We start from the raw sequence: 18,859 nt of genomic DNA, 5'->3' as shown, positions 1-18,859 counted from the left end.
GGTTTCGTGACAGCGCGGCGAAGGGCGGATGTCAGCGCCCGGGCGCGATCGCGCCTGGCGGACGGAGCGTGTTCGACGGGAACATGCGTTGCGGGCGCTGCGGCGTCAGCGAGCGGCCGTAGGCATCGCCGTAGCGCTGCCTGAGCGCGGCCGGCGTCGGCTGTCCCAGCGCGATCGGCACGCGCTGCGCATCCGGGCCGTCGACGTTCGCCAGCGGCGCCGTCCGCTGCACCGCGTCCTGCAGCATCCGGTTCAGGCAGTCGAGCCGGCCGGCTTCCTCCTCGCCAATGCGCACCTGCACGCAAGGCGCCGACGGCGCGGCGGCACGCGCCTGCAGCCGCTGCGCCTGGGCCTGGCCGGCGGCCGCGAGGCCGCACAGCAACAGCGCGACGGCCGGCGCCCGCGCGTTCATGGCTGGCTGCCCTGTGCCACGGCCGCGCCGCGGCAAGCCTGCGCCTGGGCGTAGGTGGCGGCCAGGCGATCCTCCAGCGCGCGCACGCGATTCTCGTTTCTGACCCGGTCGCGTCCGATCAGCTCGCGGCCATGGCCGCGCACGAACTCGACGAACGCGGGATCGCGGTAGAGCGCGGCGATCTCGCGGCCGGTCTCGTACATCGCCTGCGTGTTCGCCGCGCACTGCGCCGATTGCGCGCGCGCCTTGGCGAGCTGGTCGTCGAGGACGGCGCGCTCGCTCTGTTGGCGCCGCGCGAGCTCGCTGGCGCGCTGCTCGGCCTCGCGCCATTTCTGCTCCTCGGCCCGCGCCTGCGCCAGCGCGCCGCCGAGCTGCGCCACCTGACCGCGCAATGCCGCTTCGCGGCCGTTCTCCGCGGCGGGCGCGGGGCGCGCCTTCAGCGCGTCGCGTTCGCGCTGCGCGGCGGCCGTGGCCAGCTGCTGCTCCGCCAGCGCGGCCTCGGCCGTGCGCAGCCGGGCGGCGGTCTCGCGCAGCGCATCGCGCAGCCGCGCCTCGTTGTTCGACTGCGCCTGCGCCGGCGCGAGGAAAGGCGCCGCGAGCAGGGCGACGACGACGGGCCAACCGAACAGGCTGCGCATCTCAGAACTCCGCGTTGAGGTCGATCTGCAGCACGTCGGTGGCGTACGGCGGGCCGGAGATCTCCTTGGCGCTCAGCCAGCGCAGGCCGAGCCAGGTATTGCGCGCCAGGCCATAGGCGCCGCCGAGGATGAAGCCCTGGGCATTGGTGCCGCCGAGGTGGAAATCCGAGTCGGTGAAGGCATCCGGGACCGCGTCCGATTCCAGGTAGCGATAGCCCACGCTGGCGTTCCAGTCGCCGGCCTTGGCGATCCTGCCCTGGCCGACGGTGAGGTTGAGGAAGTAGCCCATGTCGCCGCCGTCGTAGCGGTTGTCGGTGCCGAGGTTGTTCACCGCGCCCAATGCGCGGATGCGGTTGGCGTCGTAGCGCGTGTTCTTCACCACGTCGCCCTCGATGAGGATGCGCACCGGGTCGAAGGCGTCGATGGCCAGCGCGGCGTGCAGATTGGCGACGCCGAACTTGCTGGCGTAGCCGTAGTACTGCAGCTGCGGGCTGTTGGGCAGGTCCGGGTTGACGATGATGTTGCGGATCGGGAACAGGGTGTTGCCGAACTGCTGGAACTGCGGCCTGGAGAGGTCCGTGTCGCAGGTGTAGTTCGAGCTGAGCACCACGCAGGGCGTGGACAGCTTGCCCTCGAACTTGTCGTACTCGAAATAGCCCAGCGCCAGCTTCAGCGACAGGTCGTCGTTGAACTTCCAGCTGGCTCCGACCTGGCCGCCGTACAGCCACTTGTCGCGGCTGCTGGTCTTGTTGACGTCGGTGGAGCCGAAGTCGAAGTCGGTGTTGAACACCGGGAAGAAGCCGACAGTGGCCCAGGGCGAGAAATCCGCGCCGGGCATGTATTCGTACTTGGCGGCGATGCCGTCGAAGTTGAGGTCGTTGTCGAACTGCAGCTCGCTGGTCCAGAACGGGTTGCCGAAGCGGCCGGCGTCCACGCTCAGGTGCTCGATCGGGGTCAGGCGCAGGTAGGCCCGGTCCAGCCACAGCGCATACTTGGACAGGTTGCCGCCGCCGCCCAGCGTCTGGTTGGTCGACACCGGGCTGCGGTCGCTGCCGGTGGCCAGGCGCACGTCGGCCTGGATCCAGTCGGCGATCTGCGCCTTCACGCCCAGGCGCGCGCGCACGCGCATGCGGCCGCGGTTCTTGGTGGTGTTGATGAAGCCCGGATTGTTGAATCCGACCACGTCGAAGCCGGAGCCGGCGTTGATGCCGCCGAAATCCGGGAACTGGTTGAAATTGCCGTTGTCGTTGAACACGCTCTCGGCGCGCACGCGCACGTCGCCGTAGAGCTGCACGCGCTGGGTCCATTCCGGCAGCTGGTTGGGCGCGGCCCAGCCCTCCTCCTTGGCCTGCTGCGTCACTTCCGCGCGCAACTCGTCCTTGATCTGCTCGCGCACCACCTCCGGGATGTAGGGCACCACCACCGCGCCCGGCTGGGTCTGGTAGGCCGGCGCCGGCGCCGGCGCGGCCGCGACCGCGGGCGTCGCGGCGGCGGCCTCGCGGATCATGTCGTCGGCCTCGGCGCGGGTGAGCACGCCCTTCTTCACCAGCAGGTCGATCAGCTTCAGCGTCGCCTGCGGACTGATGCGCGAGGCGTCGACGCCGGCGGGGACGCTCTGGGCGTGGGCGAGGTGGGCGGCGAGGAGCAGGGCGAGTGCCAGGGGCGCCAGACGCGAGGATGTCGGCGTGCGGAGGGAGAAGTGCGGCATGGAAGGCATGGGTCCGAGTCCGGTGTGAGGCGGTGGTGCGATGGCAGGCTGCTGTTGTTGGTGCGGTTTGTTGTTCGCTGCTTTTACTTGCTTCGTGTTGCCATCCTTGGCGGCACATCGCTGGCTTCGGCCCGTCCGGCCCGGCCATCCTTGGCCGGGCGTTCGGAACCGCTGCGAACGCCTTGTGGGCGTTCGCAAAGCGCGCGGTTCCTCACCCTCACCCCGCCGCGCTTGCGCCGATGCGCAGGTTGATCGGTTGCGGCAGATCGGCCGGCGGCGCCTGCGGGATCGTCTGGTCCTGCAGCGCGCGCACGATCGCCGCGTCGAGCTCCGGCTTGCCGGCCGAGGTGACGATCTGCGAGCGCTCGATGCTGCCGTCCGCGCGCAGCCACACCGCCACCACGGCGCTGTAGCGCCCCTTGCGCGTGTCCTTGTCGCGCTGCAGGAACTGCTGCACCGCGCGCTGCACGGTGGCGGCGTAGCCGGCGAACGGACTGCCGCCACCGCCCTTGCCGCCGATGCGGGTGCCGCCGCCCTCCCCGCCCGGCAAACCGAAGGCGTCGTTGCCCGGGCCGGCGTCGGCGGTGAGCGGATCGCCGGGCGGCGCCGGTGTCTCGGGCGTGGGCGCGATCTCCTGCAAGGGCGTGGTGTCGACCAGCTCCGGTTCCTTCGGCTCCGGCGGCTCCTTGGGTGGCGGCGGCGGTGGGGGCGGCGGCGGCGGCAGGATCACCTGGGTAATGCGCGGCGGTTCGCGCTTCTGCACCGACGGACCGCCCTGCATCAGCTTCGCCACCCACCACACCAGCAGCGCGAACGCGCCCAGCACCACCAGGGCGACGAGCCAGGAAAGCCGGCGCGGGCGCGCGGGGACGTTCATGCGCGCGCCGTCGTCACGATCCGCCCGCCGGCGGGCGCTGCGAGGCCAGGCCGATCGAGGCGATGCCGAGCTTGCTGCACAGGTCCAGCACCGCCATCACCTTCTCGTACTGCACGGTGCGGTCGCCGCGCAGCACCACCGGCAGGTCGGCGTCGTTGGCCAGCGCGTTGCGCAACTGCTGCTCCAGCTCGCTCATGCTCACCGGGATCGCGTCGATGCTGACCTGGCCGTTGTTGTCGATGGCGATGACCTTGGTCTTGGGCTGCGACAGCGGCTGCGCCGCGCTGGCCTTGGGCAGCTCGACCTTGATGCCCTGCACCGCGGCCGTGGTCATGATGATGAAGATCACCAGCAGCACGTACGCCAGGTCCAGCATCGGCGTGATGTTGATGTCGTCGTAGGGTTTCTTGCCCTGCACTTTCATGCTCAGGCTCCCGCGGGCTCGCGCGCCAGGTGCGGCGCGAGCGCATCGCCGGCGTAGTCCTCGGCGATGCGCTTCTCCAGCTCGTCGACGAACACCTGCATGTCCGCCGAGATCGCCTCGGTGCGGCTGAGCAGGTAGTTGTAGCCGAACAGCGCCGGGATCGCGACGCCGAGGCCGGCGACCGTGGCCAGCAGCGCGGCGGCGATGCCGGGCGCGATGGCGTTGATGTTGACGTCGCCCGCCGCCGCCACCGCGGCGAAGGTGATCATCACGCCGACCACGGTGCCGAGCAGGCCGAGGAAGGGGCCGCCGGAAATGGCGATGGTCAGCAGCACCATCAGGCGGTTGAGCCGCTGCGCCTCGCGCACCGCGGCGGCGTCGAGCGCGGAGCGGATCGCGGCGATCGACTGCGGCCGCACCACCGAGCGTCCGCCGCCGGCGGCCACGCGGTCGCGCAGCTCCTCCAGTCCCACGGCCAGCAGCCGCGCCAGGTTGGAGCGCTCGCCGCTGAGCGGGCCGGCGCCCTCGGCATCGCGCACCCACACCGGGTCGTGCAGCGGATGCTGGCCGGCGCGCTTGCGGAACGCGGCCAGGAACCGTTCGTTGGCCTTGGCGGTGGCGCTGACGAACAGGCCCTTGCCGATCATCACCCACCAGCTGATCAGCGCCATCACGCCCAGGATCGCGATCACCACCCAGGCGTCCACGGTCAGCGCGCCGAACAGGATGCCGAAGTAGCTGTGGCCGCCGTCGCCGGAACGCTGTTCCACCGGATCGAAGGCGATCAGCCGCGCATCGGTGCCCTGGCTGCGCGCGGCGGCTTCGATCGCGGCCGGCGGACGCGCGGCCTTGGACAGTTCGACCTCGTCGATCTGGCCGATGAAATTGGCGCGCTGCGCGCCCGGCTCGCCGCCGATCAGCAGGCCGCCGTTGGCGGCGGGCAATGCCGCCGCGACCTCGCCGGCCGCCTGCCCGTTGACGTACACCGTCAGCGACTTGCCGTCGGCGCGCACGGCGATGTGCGTCCAGGCATCGGGTTTGATCGGGCTGCCGGCCGGCGTGCGCAGCGGCGCGCCGCCGGCCGCGGCCTCGGCGACGACCGCGCCGTTCTCCAGCAGCAGCGTCAGCGCGCCGGGCAGCGCGGCGATCACGCCGCTGGCATCGCTCGCCGCCGGCTTGGCCCACAACGACAGCGTCAACGGCTGCGCCGCCGCCAGATTCAAGGAGGAAGAAGCCGGCACCGCCACCGGCGCCTGTCCGTCCAGGCGCAGCCCGGCGCCGATCAGACCCGCCTCGGCCAGCGTCAGCGGCGCGCCGGCGTTGTTGCCGTAGGCGGTGGCGTCCTGCCCGGCCGCCGCCTGGCTGGCGAAATGCAGCACGGCCACGGTATCGGCGTCGTAGCTGCCCTTGGCGTCGCCGCCGCCGGCCGCCTCCGGGTTGCCGAAGTACACGTACAGCGGCGCCTGCGCATTGGCGTCCAGCGCCGGCACGTCCACCCAGGCCAGGGCCACCTGGTCGACCAGGCCGTCGTACTTCTCGAAGTGGTACTTCAGCGGCGTGCGGTCGTCGCCGGCGACGAAGCGCACGTCGCTGCCGTCCTCCTTGGCGTCGGCGAAATTGAAATTGCCCGAGTGCAGGCGCACCAGCACCGCCGTGCGCCCGGCCGGCTGCTGCAGCGCCGCGCCGGTCGAGGTCGTGTTGAGGTCGATCTTGGCGCGATAGGCCCATTTGCCGTCCCACCAGGAGGCCGCCTGCGCGGGCAGCGCCGACAACAGCAGCAGCAGGGACAGCAAGACTCGCAATCTGGACACGATCCTTCTCCGGAAACTGGTGGTTAGAACTCGCCCCACAAACGGAACAGCATGTTGAAATCGTCCTGCTTGGGCGCCTTGTCGCCGCCCGGCCGCGACAGCGGCGCGGCCAGGTCGAGCGAGCCGTTGAAGTGGTCGAAGACCTTCACGCTCGCGCCGATGCCGACGCTGACCAGCGTCTCGCTCGGCAGCTGCTCGGGCAGCGGCTTGTGGATGCGCACGTAGCCGCCGTCGACGAAAGCGCGCGCCCGCGCCTCCTGCATGAACGCGCCGAACCAGCCGGCGAACGAGGGACTGCGCAGCTCCAGCTGCGCGGTCGCGCCGTAGTCGCCCAGCGCCTCGCTTTCCTTGTAGCCGCGCACGGTGTCCAGGCCGCCGATGCTGGTCTGCTCGTTGCTGATCAGCGGCTCGGTGGACAGCTGGGTCTGCACGCGTCCGAACAGCTGGAAATCCTCGCCCAGCGTGCGCGTGTGCGATCCCTCCAGGCGCAGGTGGAAGAAATTCGGGCGGGCGTTGTAGCGCTTGTAGTCGAAGCTGCCCGGCTGCGGCGGATTGCACCCGGTCTTGCCGCAGCGGCCGTCGCCGATGCCGATCCCGCCCGGGTTGGCCGCCAGCGTGGCGCCGAAGCTGCTGCGCGAGCGCTCGCGCACCCAGTCGGCGTTGTAGGCCAGGTTGAGCGGGTAGTACTCGATCGGCGAGGAATCCGAACTCGCGCCGAAGTCCGACTCCTCCTCGAAGTGCTTGTAGTCCACGCCCAGGCTCAGCGAATGGAAGAAGCCCTCGCGCGCGGGAAGCGCGCGGATCGCGCGCACGCCGGCCAGGGTGCCATTGCCGATCACGCTGAAGTCGCTGATCACCGCGATGTCGCTGTCGCTGCGCACCGCATAGGCCAGCAGCGACCAGGGCGAATCGGTCAGCCGCGCCAGGTAGGAGGCCGAGAACACCTTCGCGTCGGAAGGCCGCTCCGGAGCGGTCTGCGCCGAGAGGCTGAGGCTATGGCCGCGCTGCCAGAGGTTGTCGTAGCGCAGCGTCGCGTTCAGGCGCAGGTCGGTGGTGTTGGCGCTGTTGCGGTTGTTGAGCTCCAGCGAGCCGTGCAGGGGCAGGCTGTCGTCCACGGTCAGGTCCACGTCCACCGTGTTCGGGCCGATGCCGGGCTTGATCTCCGGCGTCACCCGCCGGTCGGGCAGCTGGTTGAGCGCGACGATGTCGCGCTGCACGTCCTTGAAGTTGGGTACCCCGCCTTCCTTGAGCGACGGCGCGCCGCGCGCGACCGCGTCGGGCGAGAAGTAGTCGGCGCCGACCACGCGCAGGCGGCCGATCCGCTGCTCGCTCACCTGCAGCGTCACCAGGCCGCTGGCCGCGTCCTGTTCCGGCACCGAGACGCTGACGGTGGGAAAGCCCTTGTCGTCGTAAAGCTTCTGCAGCGCGGCGCGCGCGCCGTCGACGTCGGCCTCGGTGCGCTGCGGCCCCAGGTAGGGATAGACCGCGCGCTCGATCTCCACCGGCTGCAGCTGGGTGTTGCCCAGCACCTGGTAGGCCATGACGTCGAAACGCCTGGGCGCGGCCTGCCCGTCCGGCGCCGGCGTGCCGGCGTCCTGGGCACAGGCGGGAGCGGCAGCGAAGGTCAGCGCGAACATCGCCGCGATGCGGAAATCCATGTGCAACACCACCCCGAAAAGCGTGCCGCGCCATCGATCGCGCCGGCCAAAACGCAAGCCTAGAAAGCGGCGATGACCGTCATCGAACAAAAATGTGACATGCCCCGATCCGCTGTCACCGGGCAGTCACCGCGCGGACATGAGACGGCGCCGGTGGCGTGCTCCGGAGGTGAATGCGCCTTGTCGCGGCACGGGGCGGATCAGCGACCGTCCTGATACCGGGCACCAGGCGCTGCCCCGACCGGATTCGCGATGTCCGCTCGCGCCCTCCCCTCGAATCGGCGGCCGCTCCCTGGCGATGACGGCCCGGCGGGGCGAAGCCGTTCACCCTGCATATATTTCATAAATGTAATATATGCTTATGTTGATTCCCGATCCCCCGCGATGAACCCCTTCGCCGCCACCGAGCAGCGCATCGACGTCACCCGCCGCAAGCATCCGGCTTTCCCGCGCGCGCCGGCGGTGGTGGTGCGGCTGATCAAGCGCCTGCACAAGCACGTGCAGGACGACGCCAACGCGCTGCTCAAGCCCTTCGGCATCAACCATCCGGAATACAACCTGCTGATGATGCTCTACGGCAGCGCCGACAACGCGGTGACGCCCTCGGAGCTGGCCGAGGCCGCCGGCGAAAAATTCGCCAACATCACCCGCCTCACCGACCGCCTCTGCGACAAGGGGCTGCTGGCGCGCTCGGGCAACGCCGAGGACCGGCGCAAGGTGACGCTGTCGCTGACCGCCAGGGGCGACGCGCTGATCGGGCGCATGCTGCCGGGCATCTCGCGCCTGCTCGACCGCGAGACCGCGGCGCTGAGCGCGCGCGAGCTGGAGCACCTCGAGCGCCTGCTCAAGAAAATGCTCTCCGGCTTCTCCAGCTACGCCGGCTGAGCCACGCCATGTCCGCCGCGCCCGCCCCCGCCGCCCAGGACCGAGGCCTGCTCGCGCAGGCGGCTTTCAAAAGCGATTTCCTGCGCGAGGAGGGCGGCACCTGGCTGTTCGTGCTGCGCTCGTTGCTGATCTACTGCCTGACCGGCTGGCTGGCGATGCGCCTGGAGCTGGAGCAGCCGTCCACGGCGATGATGACCACGGTCATCGTCATGCACCGGCAGAGCGGCATGGTGCTGGCCAAGAGCTTCTACCGCACGCTGGGCACCTTCGCCGGCGCGGGCGCCGCGCTGCTGATCATGGGCCTGTTCCCGCAGCAGCGCGAACTGTTCCTGCCGGCGCTGGCGCTGTGGCTGGGCCTGTGCGCCGGCGGCGCCACGCTGTACCGCAACTTCAAGTCCTACGCCTTCGTGCTGGCCGGCTACACCGCGGCGATCGTGGCGCTGCCGGTGGTCTCGCATCCCACCGCGGTGTTCGATTCGGCGATGGCGCGCATCGCCGAGGTGCTGCTCGGCCTGCTGGTCAGCGGCGTGATCAGCGACGTGGTGTTCCCCAGCCGCATGCGCGATGCGCTGCGCGCGGCCGCGCGTACGCAGTTCTGGGGCTTCGTCGGCTTCGTGCGCGACAGCATCGGCGGAGCGGAGAATCGGTGGACGCCTACGCGCGAGGCGATGGAGAAGGCGCACCTGCGCTTCGTGCGCGAGGCCACCACGCTGGAGGACCTGCGCAGCTCGGTGATCTTCGAGGACCCGGACACGCGCGCGCGCAGCGGCCGCCTGCGCCTGTTCAACCAGCGCTTCATGGCGGTGTCCACCAGCTTCCAGTCGCTGCACCATCTGATCAACCGCCTGATCCGCGGCGGCAACGCGGACGTCGCCCAGGCCCTGATCGCGCTGTACCGGCCGCTGGCTGAGGCGCTGGCCGTGCCGGAAGGCGGCGAGCCGGATTCGCAGGCGCTGCTGCCCGGGCTCTCGGCCTGCGTGGCGGCGCTGCCGGCGCGCGGCCGCGCGCTGCGCGCGGCGTTCGCGCGGTCCGCGCACGCCGACGACTTCGACACCGGCGCCGAGCTGGTGCGGCGCTTCGCCGGCGAGCTGCACGCCTACGTCGAGGTCGCCGCCAGCCTGCGCCGTCCGCGCCCGCCGGCCGGCGCGGTGGAGACGGTGCGCTTCGCGCGCGGCAACGACCTGGCCGGCGCCGGACTGGCGACGCTGCGCACCGTGCTGGTGATGCTGGCGCTGAGCGCCTTCTGGATCGTGACCGGCTGGCCCTCCGGGGCCACCGCGATGCTGCTGGCCAGCATCCTGTGCGCGCTGTTCGCCACCGCGCCGGCGCCGGCCAGGCTCAGCCTGCACCTGCTGGGCGGATTCGTGCTCGGCACGGCGGTGGCCTACGCCGCGGTGTTCTGGCTGCTGCCGCGCGTGGACGGATTCGCGCTGCTGGCGGCCTGCATCGCCCCGCTGTTCCTGTTCGGCGCCTACATGACCACGCGCCCGGCGCTGGCGGCGGTCGGCCTGGGCTACCTGATGTGCCTGACCACGACGATGGGCCTGACCAACGCGATGCACTACGACCCGGCCGGCTTCCTCAACAACGCCATCGCCCAGATCGCCAGCGTCGGTGCCACGGTCCTGGCGTTCCAGCTGCTGCCGCCGGCCGCGGGCAGCGCCTGGATGCGCCGCCGCCAGCTCGCCAGCCTGCGCGGACAGGTGGCGCTGGCCGCGCAGGCGCCGCTGCCGGGACTGCGCCATCGCTTCGAGAGCGTGAACCGCGACCTGCTGCAGCAGGTGGTCGCGCACACCGCGCCGGGCAGCGAGGCCTCGCGGGCGCTGCTGGCCTGGGCGCTGGCCGTGCACGAGACCGGGCGCGCGCTGATCGAACTGCGCCGCGACGCGGCCGCGCTGGCCTTGCCGCCAGCCGCCGCGGACGCCGTCGCCGAAGCGCTGGCGGCGGTGGCGCGGCTGTACGAAGCGCCCGACGCGGCGCGCTACCTGGCCGCGCGCGAGCGCGTGCTGGCGGCCATCGCCGCCGCGCATCGCCTGCTGCCGGAACTGCCGCAGGCGCGCGGCCTGCTGCACCACCTGCACCTGATCCGCATCAGCCTGGTCGATGCCGAGTCGGTGCTCGCCGACTACATGCCCGCCGCGGTACCGCCTGCGCCGCCTGCCGAGGAGTCCCCCCGTGCCGTATGAATTTTCCCTGGGCGGCGCGCTGATGCCCGGCGTGCTGCTGTGGTTCGCGCTGATGCTCGGCGTGCTGTGGGGCCTGGACGCGGTGGCCGGCCGCTACGGCCTGTACCGCTTCGTCTGGCATCCGCCGCTGTTCCGCATCGCCCTCTTCGTCTGCCTCTTCTGCGGCTTCGGCCTGCTGCTCTTCTGACCGCCATGAACACTCGATCGATTGCCCGTTTCTCGCTCACCGCCGTTGTCGTCCTGATCGCCGCCCTGCTCGCGCACGCGATGTGGCGGCACTACATGTATTCGCCGTGGACGCGCGACGGCCGCGTGCGCGCCGAGGTGGTGCGCATCGCCCCGGACGTGTCCGGGCTGGTGACGCGCGTGGCGGTGCGCGACAACCAGGCGGTGAAGCAGGGCGACCTGCTGTTCGAGATCGACGCCATGCGCTACCGCAATGCGGTGGCCCAGGCCCAGGCCAACCTCGCCGCCGCCGAGGCCGCCGCGCGCGCGGCCGGCGCCGGCATCAACGCCGCCGCCGCCGGCGCCGCCGAGCGCAAGGCCAACTTCGAGATGTACCAGGCGCAGTCGGCGCGCCGGCAGAGGATCCAGGGCCAGATCATCTCCGCCGAGGAGCAGGCCAACGCCGCCGCGGCCGCCAACGCCGCCCTGGCCGGCTGGAACCAGGCCCGCGCCAGCGGCAAGGAGGCCGGCGCCAGCCGCGAGAAGGCGCTCGCCGCCGTGGAACAGGCGCGCGCGGCGCTGGAGGCGGCGCGGCTCGACCTGGCCCGCACCCAGGTGCGCGCGCCGGTGGACGGCTACGTCACCAACCTGGACGTGCGCCGCGGCGACTACGCCGGGGCCGGCGCGGCCCGACTGGCGCTGATCGACCGCCACGCGTTCTGGATCGCCGGCTATTTCGAGGAGACCAAGCTGGCGGCACTGCGGGTCGGCGATCCGGTCGAGATCCGCCTGATGAGCGGCGGCCCGGCGCTGCCGGGACGGGTGGAGAGCATCGCCCGCGGCATCAGCGACCGCGACAACCCCACCGGCGCCGACCTGCTGGCCGACGTCAACCCGACCTACAACTGGGTGCGCCTGGCGCAGCGCGTGCCGGTGCGCATCGGCATCGACGAGGCGCGGATGCCGGCCGGCACGCTGCTCGCCGCCGGCATGACCGCCACCGTGGTGGTGCACCCGCGCCGCGACTGAGCCGGGCCCGGCCACCGGACGGCGCGAGCCGCGCACCGGCGCGCCCGGACCGGCGCGCTGCCCGGCGGATCCGGCGGCCGAGGCCGGCCGGGCCGCCGCGCGAGGGCGGGGCTCGGGACTTTTCCGAGGCTTCCCTTATACTTGCGTGCTAGCTGCGGCCGGGGGCCGCGCGCCAAAGGTGACTCGTGCGCAATTACGACCTCGACTTCCTCAAGCATTTCTCGATGGTGATCGGCTTCCTGGTACTGGTCACGATCGGCTTGATCCTGTTCTCCCTGCACCTGCATGACACCATCCCGCCGGAGGTGTCCGCGACCACGACCAAGACCACCGAAGCGCGCATCGCCCCGGCCGGCGCCGTCTTCGCCGGCGCCACCGGTGCCGCCCAGCAGGCCGCCGCCGCCAAGGCGGCCGCCGCCAAGGCCGCCTCGCAGGTGGCCTACGGCGGCACCACCGACGGCTCGGTGATCTTCGGCAACCTCTGCACCGCCTGCCACACCTCCGGCGTCGGCAACGCCCCGACCCTGGACAAGTCGCATTGGACCGCGCGCATCGCCCAGGGCAAGGACACCCTCTACAAGCACGCCATCGAGGGCTACACCGGCCCGGACGGCGGCATCATGCCGCCCAAGGGCGGCAATCCGGCGCTGACCGAGGAGCAGATGAAGGCGACGGTCGACTGGATGCTGACGCAGATCAAATAAGCTGCGCCCCGCCTCGATTCCCGCAACGCCGCCGCCAGGCGGCGTTGTCGTTTCCGGCATGCGGCGGCGTGCGCCGGACGTCCAGCACGTATCGTCCAGCACGCATCGTCCAGCACGTATCATGGCGCCATGGCTTCCCCCGCCTTCCCCAGCGAATCCGCCACCTTGACCCTGCCCGGCCCTGCCGGCGTGCTCGAGGTCGCGGTCGACTGGCCGGAGGCCGACGCCACGCGCCAGCCCTTGGTGGCCATCGTCTGCCACCCGCTGCCCACCGAGGGCGGCACCATGCACAACAAGGTGGTGACCATGGTGGCGCGCGCCCTGCGCGAGCTCGGCCTGGTCACGGTGCGCTTCAACTTCCGCGGCACCGGCCACTCCGAGGGCGCCTTCGACCAGGGCGCCGGCGAGGCCGAGGACCTGCGCGCGGTCGCCGCCTGGGTGCGCGAACAGCGCCCGGACGACGCGCTGTGGCTGGCCGGGTTCAGCTTCGGCGCCTACGTCGCCCTGCGCATGGCCAACGCCCTGCAGCCGGGCGTGCTGATCACCGTCGCGCCGCCGGCCGGGCGCTGGGATTTCGCCGAGATCGTGCTGCCGACCATGCCCTGGCTGGTGGTGCAGGGCGAGGAGGACGAGATCGTCGACCCGCAGGCGGTCTACGACTGGCTGGAGCGCAGCAAGGCCGGCGCCGAACTGGTGCGCATGCCCGACACCGGCCATTTCTTCCACCGCAAGCTGATCGACCTGCGCGGCGTGATCAAGAACAGCCTGCGGCCGCACCTGCCGGCCGCGCATGGCTGAGGCGGTCGAAGGGGCGGACGCGGCACGGCCATCCGGGCGCTACCGCGCCGGGGTCGCGCGCGGCGACTGGAGCGACGATCCGGCGCAGCATCCTGCGCTGGCCGAGCTGGATCGCATCCACGACGCGCTGCTGCGCCCGGCCAAGGCGCCCGGCGTGCTGCAGCGCCTGTTCGGCGACGGCCCGCCGCCGGCCGAACCCGGCCTTTACCTGTGGGGCGGCGTCGGCCGCGGCAAGACCTTCCTGATCGACCTGTTCTACGACGGCCTGCCGATCGCCGAGAAGCGCCGCACGCATTTCCACCGCTTCATGCGCGAGGTGCATGCGCGCCTGCGCGACCACGCCGGCGAGCGCGACCCGCTGGCGCTGATCGCCCGCGAATGGCGCGCGCGCCTGCGCGTGCTGGTGCTGGACGAGTTCTTCGTCAACGACATCGGCGATGCGATGCTGCTCGGACGCCTGCTCGAGCGCCTGTTCGCCGAGGGCGTGGTGCTGGTCACCACCTCCAACAGCGCGCCGCGCGAGCTGTACAAGGACGGCCTGCAGCGCGCGCGCTTCGAGCCGGCCATCGCCCTGATCGAGCAGTCCTGCCACGTGCTGGAGCTGGTCAGCGATACCGACTACCGCCTGCGCGCGCTGACCCGCTCGCCGGTCTACCGCGCGCCGCTGGACGCGCAATCGGATGCATGGCTGGAAACGCGCTGGGACGAGCTGGGCGGCGACAGCGCGCTCAGCGGAGGCCGCCACCGCGATGCCGGCATCGAGGTCGAGGGCCGCAGGATCGCGGTGCGCGCGCGCTGCAAGGGCATGGCCTGGTTCGATTTCGCCGAACTGTGCGAAGGCCCGCGCGGCGCCGCCGACTACATCGAGATCGCGCGCGAATTCCATACCGTGCTGCTGGGGGGGGTGCCGCGCATGGACGCGCGCATGGACAATCCGGCGCGGCGCTTCATCACCCTGATCGACGAGCTCTACGACCGCCACGTCAACCTGGTGTGCACCGCCGACGCCGCGCCGATGCAGCTGTATGCCGGCGAACGGCTGGCCGGCGCGTTCGAGCGCACCGCCTCGCGCCTGATCGAGATGCAGTCGACCGAGTACCTGACCCGCGAACACCGGCAGTAGCGAGGCGGAACGCCACGCCGCTCACTCCCGCGTTCGTGCCGATGTGGTACTGATGGATGGCCGGCCATCGCCGGCCTGCCGATGGGGGGCGTGTCCGACGATGCGCGACAGCCCCTTCCCGCCAGGAGACCTCGACATGTCATCCGCTTCCGTGCTTCGCGTGGCCGGCAGGCTCGCCGCGCCGCTGCTGTTCGCCCTTGCGTTTTCCGCCGGCGCCCGCGAGCCGTTCGTCGTCCTCGACGCGAACGGCAGGACCGTCGGTCCGATCATGCATACGACCACCCTCCAATTGCCGAGCGCCTGGGTCGTGCCCGTGGTGCGCATTCCGTTTCGCGTCGGCGACCAGAGAATCCAGCTCTATGCGTACCGGCTCGGCTTTATTCCCTACGGCGAACTCTATTTCGAATCGTCCGATTGCACCGGCCAGGCGTATCTGCCCACCCGGAACGGAGACCTGCTCACGCCCTCGGTCGTCGCCGGACCGCGCCATACGCTTTACGTTCCCGACGGGCCGTTCCTGGCCGTGGCGACGCACTCCATCTCCGACGCCGCCCAGATGCAGTGCCGCCAGCAAAACCAGCACGCCTCCTTCCGCACCGCCCGCAGCGTCATCGATCTCGACGATCTATACCTGCCGCCGTTCCGGGTCTCGGCCTCGCCCGAGGTGATCGACCTGGGCGCGCCGGCGCCGTAGCACGGGCGGTCGATCAGGCGGACATGGCGAAGCGGATCGTGCGCGTGCGCGGATCCGCTTCGACCAGGCGCGCGCGGATGCGCTCGCCCAGCGGCAGCGGCGCATCGCCGGCCACGCGCGCCAGGATCGCCGGATCGCGCAGCATCAGGTCGCCCTGCCTCGGATCGTCGCGGTCGACCTCGATCACCGCCGCCTCGAACGTCTCGCCCACGCGCGGCGCCAGCGTCACCGCCTCGGCCAGGTCGAGCACCGCGCGCTCGTAGCGCCCGGCGCGCTGCGCCGAGGCGCGCATGGCCGCCGGCAGCGTCGGCAGCGCCGCGCGCGCCCACGGCGGCACCGGCGTGCCCGCGCACAGCGCCAGGCACACCTCGCCGGTGTAGCGGTCGGCCAGGCGCCGCAGCGGCGCGGTGACGTGCGCGTATTGCGCGGCGAGCGCGTAATGGTCGGCCTGCGCCGGCGCCGCGCCGTCGAAGGCGACGTAGGCGGCGCCGCGCAGCAGCGTGGTGCAGGCGGTCATCATGGCGACATGCAGCGGATCGGCGGGATCGAGCGAGCGCACGAATTCCGGATAGGCGCGCTGCTTCGGCCAATCGATGCCGAGCGCGCGCGCGGTGCGCTGCAGGCGCGCGATCACCTGCGGCTCGGGCGCCGGCAGCGTGCGCAGCAGGCCGACGCCGCCGCGCACCATCAGGTGCGCGGCGGCCATGCCGGTGAGCAGCGAGATCTGCTCGTTCCAGTCCTCCACCGGATGGCGGGCGCGGAATTCCAGGGTCCAGCGGCCGGCGTCGTCGATCCTGATCTCCTGTTCCGGCAACGGCAGGCTGACGCCGCCGCGGCGGCGCTCGCGCGCCTGGCGAAGTTCGCCGATCTCGCGCAGCACCGCCCACATCGGATCGGCGGCGCCGGCGTCGATCTCGCGCTGCACGCCGGCGTAGTCGTAGCGGGCGCGGCTCCTGACGCGCGCGCGGCGCACGTCCACCGCGGTGCCCTCGCCGTCGGCGTCCAGGACGATGGTCCACAGCAGCGCCGGACGCATCTGGCCGGGCAGCAGCGAAGCGGCATCCTCGGACAGCGCCCTGGGGTGCAGCGGGATCTTGCGATCGGCGCCATACAGGGTCTCGCCGCGCAGGTTCGCCTCGATATCGACCGCATCGCCCGGCGCCACGAACGCCGCGACGTCGGCGATGGCGTAATGCACGCGGTAGCCCTTGCCGTCGCGTTCCACGTGCAGGGCCTGGTCGAGGTCCATCGCCCCGGGCGGATCGATGGTGACCAGCGCCAGGTCGGTGCGGTCCTCCTCCGGCAGGCGCGGATGCGCGGCCGCCTCGGCCGCCGCGCGCTCCACTTCCGGCGCGAATGCCGCCGGCAACTTCAGCGAACGCTGGATGTCGGCGATGCCGCTCTCCAGCAGCGGCTGTTCCTGCGTCTCGAGCTTGAGGCGGCGCGTGGTCGGCACGGAGGCTCCGGCATCGGCGTGCGCGATTGCACGCCGGCGATTGTAGACACCGCCGCCCAACGCGCTCGAAACGTCGCGCCCACGGGCGCCTTGCGGCTAGGCGCAGGCGCGCGTCGGCGGCGACAGCGCCAGGCGGTCGACCAGCGCATCCACCTGCGCCTCGGCGGCGGCCAGCGAGGCCTGCAGGCGCGCGTCGGCGAATTCGTCGTACTCCACGGCGATGGCCGCCTCCAGCTCGATGCCGATGTAACGCAGCGGCGTCGCCACACCCGCCTCCACGTGGTTGCGCGCGGCCAGCCGCCCGCCGGCGTCGTAGCCGTAGTCGCCACGCGCACCCAGCAGCACCAGCCGCTTGCCCTGCCCGGCCAGCAGCGGCCAGTACGGCTCGCCCGGACGCGCGCGGTCGAAGCCGAAGGTGCGGCCGACGCGCACCACGTTGTCGATCCAGGCCTTGAGCTGCGCCGGCATGCCGAAGTTGTACATCGGCGCGCCGATCACGATCAGGTCGGCGGCGATCAGCTCGTCCACCAGCAGGTCGCTCAGCGCCAGCGCCTCGCCCATCCACGGCGCGCGCCGCGCCGGTGGGGTGAAGGCGGCATGGATCCAGCGCGCATCGACCGGGGGCGGCGGCTGCGCGCCGAGGTCGCGGTGCACGATCGCGTCCTGCGGCCGCGATGCGCGCCAGCGCCGTACGAAGCGCTGGCCGAGGCGGCGCGTGTGCGAGCCGTACGGGGCCTGGTCGGAGCCGCCGCTGCGGGCGCTGCTGTCGAGATGCAGAATTTTCATGCGCTTGGTCCGTTTCCGTCGAAGAAGTCCAGCATCCTCTGGCCTTGCAGCGCCGACAAACGGAGATTTCTCAGCGGATAGATGATTCAATCTCACCCATGCGCAAGCTCCCGCCCCTGACCGCCCTGCGCGCCTTCGAGGCCGCGGCCCGGCACGCCAGCTTCAAGCAGGCCGCCGAGGAGCTGGCGCTAAGTCCGACCGCGATCAGCCACCAGGTGCGCCAGCTCGAGGAGCGGCTCGGCCTGGCGCTGTTCGAGCGCCGCACCCGGCAGGTGGCGCTGACCGAGGCGGGGGAACGCCTGTATCCGGTGCTGCGCGAGGGCTTCGACGCCATCGCCACGACCTGGGCGGCGCTGCGCACGCCGGCGGCGCGCCCGGCGGTCACCCTCACCACCACCCGCGCCTTCGCCGCGCGCTGGCTGGTGCCCCGGCTCGGCGCCTTCGCCCAGGCGCTGCCGGAGATCGCGCTGCGCGTGCACGCGGCCGACGAGCCCGTCGACCTGCGCCGCGAAGGCGTGGACCTGGCGGTGCGCTACGGCGGCGGGCGCTACCCGGGCCTGCATGCGCAGCCGCTGCTGCCCGGCCGTTTCGCGCCGGTGTGCAGCCCGCTGCTGGCATTGCACGACACCGCGCAGCTGCACCGGCATCCGCTGCTGCGCTACGCCTGGCACCTGCGCGAGGCCGACACGCCGGACTGGCCGCGCTGGCTGCGCGAGGCCGGGCTCGACCCCACCGCCATGACCGAGGGGCCGCTGTTCTCCGACGAGACCCATGCCGTGCAGGCCGCGATCGCCGGCCAGGGCGTGGTCCTGGCCAGCCTGCCATTGGTCGCCGACGAGCTGGCGGCCGGGCGGCTGCGGGTGCCGTTCGGGCCGGTCCTGGCCGGGCACAGCTTCCATCTGGTCTGGACGCCGGAGGCCGACGCCGCGCCCGCCCTGGCCCGCGTGCGCGACTGGCTGCACGCTGCGGCGCAGGCCAGTCTTGACAACGGACTCACCGACATATCGTGTTGACGGTTTTATTAAACCCCTATATGTTGTGGCTGTCGGTTCCTCTGGCGCGAGCCAGCGGATGAAAAGGGAAGCCGGTCCAGGTCCGTCCCGCATCGCAGCGGACGCACCGATTCCGGCACTGCCCCGCAGCGGTAGGTGGAAACGAACGTCGTTCGGAACGCATCGCGCACCCGCGCGGACGGTCCGGAAAGGCACTGGGGCGGTGGCCCTGGGAAGCAGCGACCAGTAGGAGGCCCGGGAGATCCCGCGCCGCGTCCACGAGTCCGAAGACCTGCCGACAGCCGCGCGATCTGCACGCCGCGCGGTGCCGGCCGCGGAATCTCCGGGGGGAGATGGCTGGTGACGTGACCGGCCGACGCTTCCGTCGCGGCCGTTGCGACGCCGCTTTCCGACCCTGTCTGTTCCGCCCGCCGTCGCGATGCCTTGGCATCGCGACGGCACCGGCTGGCGGTCGCGTCGTGGGCATTCGTCCCGGTGCGCGCCGCCGCCTCC

Annotated in this window: 18 protein-coding genes and 1 riboswitch; of the genes, 9 read left to right on the top strand and 9 right to left on the bottom strand. The window is 71.8% G+C overall.

The genetic code is table 11. The annotated features are described in order from the left end of the window. Window positions 1–31 precede the first annotated feature (31 nt). The 7 genes from MD221_RS11200 to MD221_RS11170 all read right to left on the bottom strand — a co-directional run bounded on the left by MD221_RS11200 (window position 32) and on the right by MD221_RS11170 (window position 7,528). A complete protein-coding gene (locus MD221_RS11200) occupies window positions 32–412 on the bottom strand; it encodes a hypothetical protein (protein ID WP_242111815.1) in 381 nt (126 codons plus the stop codon). After that, window positions 409–1,050: a hypothetical protein gene (locus tag MD221_RS11195; RefSeq protein ID WP_242111814.1), complete on the bottom strand. Its 642-nt coding sequence runs from the start codon at window positions 1,048–1,050 to the stop codon at window positions 409–411. Before MD221_RS11195 ends, MD221_RS11200 begins: the two co-directional genes overlap by 4 nt. Before the next feature lies 1 nt (window position 1,051). Next, window positions 1,052–2,767 carry a putative porin gene (locus tag MD221_RS11190; RefSeq protein WP_242111813.1) on the bottom strand — a complete coding sequence of 572 codons (1,716 nt, stop codon included), beginning with the start codon at window positions 2,765–2,767 and terminating at the stop codon, window positions 1,052–1,054. Between the two features lie 208 nt (window positions 2,768–2,975). After that, a complete protein-coding gene (locus MD221_RS11185; RefSeq protein WP_242111812.1) occupies window positions 2,976–3,635 on the bottom strand; it encodes a TonB family protein in 660 nt (219 codons plus the stop codon). A 13-nt stretch (window positions 3,636–3,648) separates the two neighbouring features. After that, a complete protein-coding gene (locus MD221_RS11180) occupies window positions 3,649–4,059 on the bottom strand; it encodes an ExbD/TolR family protein (RefSeq protein WP_242111811.1) in 411 nt (136 codons plus the stop codon). Between the two features lie 2 nt (window positions 4,060–4,061). Beyond that, a complete protein-coding gene (locus MD221_RS11175; RefSeq protein ID WP_242111810.1) occupies window positions 4,062–5,870 on the bottom strand; it encodes a DUF2341 domain-containing protein in 1,809 nt (602 codons plus the stop codon). 23 nt (window positions 5,871–5,893) lie between these two features. Continuing rightward, a complete protein-coding gene (locus MD221_RS11170) occupies window positions 5,894–7,528 on the bottom strand; it encodes a ShlB/FhaC/HecB family hemolysin secretion/activation protein (protein WP_242111809.1) in 1,635 nt (544 codons plus the stop codon). Between the two features lie 384 nt (window positions 7,529–7,912). Here MD221_RS11170 and MD221_RS11165 point away from each other — a divergent pair, with 384 nt between their 5' ends. From MD221_RS11165 to MD221_RS11130, 8 genes are all read left to right on the top strand, one after another. Beyond that, window positions 7,913–8,413: a MarR family winged helix-turn-helix transcriptional regulator gene (locus MD221_RS11165; protein ID WP_242111808.1), complete on the top strand. Its 501-nt coding sequence runs from the start codon at window positions 7,913–7,915 to the stop codon at window positions 8,411–8,413. 8 nt (window positions 8,414–8,421) lie between these two features. Further along, the gene (locus MD221_RS11160) at window positions 8,422–10,599 is read left to right on the top strand and encodes an FUSC family protein (protein WP_242111806.1); all 2,178 of its coding nucleotides are present in this window, start codon (window positions 8,422–8,424) and stop codon (window positions 10,597–10,599) included. After that, entirely contained in the window at window positions 10,589–10,786 is a 198-nt protein-coding gene (locus MD221_RS11155; protein WP_242111804.1) for a DUF1656 domain-containing protein, read from the top strand. The genes MD221_RS11160 and MD221_RS11155 overlap by 11 nt, the downstream gene beginning before the upstream one ends. Before the next feature lie 5 nt (window positions 10,787–10,791). Then, complete coding sequence (locus MD221_RS11150) at window positions 10,792–11,793, top strand: HlyD family secretion protein (RefSeq protein WP_242111802.1); 1,002 nt, start codon at window positions 10,792–10,794, stop codon at window positions 11,791–11,793. Between the two features lie 185 nt (window positions 11,794–11,978). Beyond that, window positions 11,979–12,497, top strand: a complete 519-nt coding sequence (locus MD221_RS11145) for a c-type cytochrome (protein ID WP_242111801.1) — start codon at window positions 11,979–11,981, stop codon at window positions 12,495–12,497. 129 nt (window positions 12,498–12,626) lie between these two features. Next, window positions 12,627–13,295 carry an alpha/beta hydrolase gene (locus tag MD221_RS11140; protein WP_242111799.1) on the top strand — a complete coding sequence of 223 codons (669 nt, stop codon included), beginning with the start codon at window positions 12,627–12,629 and terminating at the stop codon, window positions 13,293–13,295. After that, a complete protein-coding gene (gene zapE, locus MD221_RS11135) occupies window positions 13,288–14,418 on the top strand; it encodes a cell division protein ZapE (RefSeq protein ID WP_242111797.1) in 1,131 nt (376 codons plus the stop codon). Before MD221_RS11140 ends, zapE begins: the two co-directional genes overlap by 8 nt. Window positions 14,419–14,554: 136 nt before the next feature. Then, entirely contained in the window at window positions 14,555–15,112 is a 558-nt protein-coding gene (locus MD221_RS11130; RefSeq protein WP_242111796.1) for a hypothetical protein, read from the top strand. A gap of 13 nt (window positions 15,113–15,125) precedes the next feature. Here the strand turns inward: MD221_RS11130 and MD221_RS11125 are convergent, their stop codons facing one another. Continuing rightward, complete coding sequence (locus tag MD221_RS11125; RefSeq protein WP_242111795.1) at window positions 15,126–16,568, bottom strand: RNB domain-containing ribonuclease; 1,443 nt, start codon at window positions 16,566–16,568, stop codon at window positions 15,126–15,128. Window positions 16,569–16,664: 96 nt separating this feature from the next. After that, window positions 16,665–17,354, bottom strand: coding sequence for an FMN-dependent NADH-azoreductase (locus tag MD221_RS11120; RefSeq protein ID WP_242111794.1), 690 nt, complete (start codon window positions 17,352–17,354; stop codon window positions 16,665–16,667). Window positions 17,355–17,452: 98 nt separating this feature from the next. Here MD221_RS11120 and gcvA point away from each other — a divergent pair, with 98 nt between their 5' ends. Then, complete coding sequence (gene gcvA, locus MD221_RS11115; RefSeq protein ID WP_242111793.1) at window positions 17,453–18,367, top strand: transcriptional regulator GcvA; 915 nt, start codon at window positions 17,453–17,455, stop codon at window positions 18,365–18,367. Window positions 18,368–18,383: 16 nt separating this feature from the next. Continuing rightward, window positions 18,384–18,660: riboswitch (cobalamin riboswitch) on the top strand. Window positions 18,661–18,859: the final 199 nt, after the last annotated feature.

Source organism: Luteimonas aquatica (genome assembly GCF_022662575.1).
Taxonomy (GTDB): Bacteria; Pseudomonadota; Gammaproteobacteria; order Xanthomonadales; family Xanthomonadaceae; genus Luteimonas; species Luteimonas aquatica.
The sequence above is the reverse complement of the archived record's forward strand: the minus strand, read 5'-3'. Positions and strand labels throughout refer to the sequence as shown.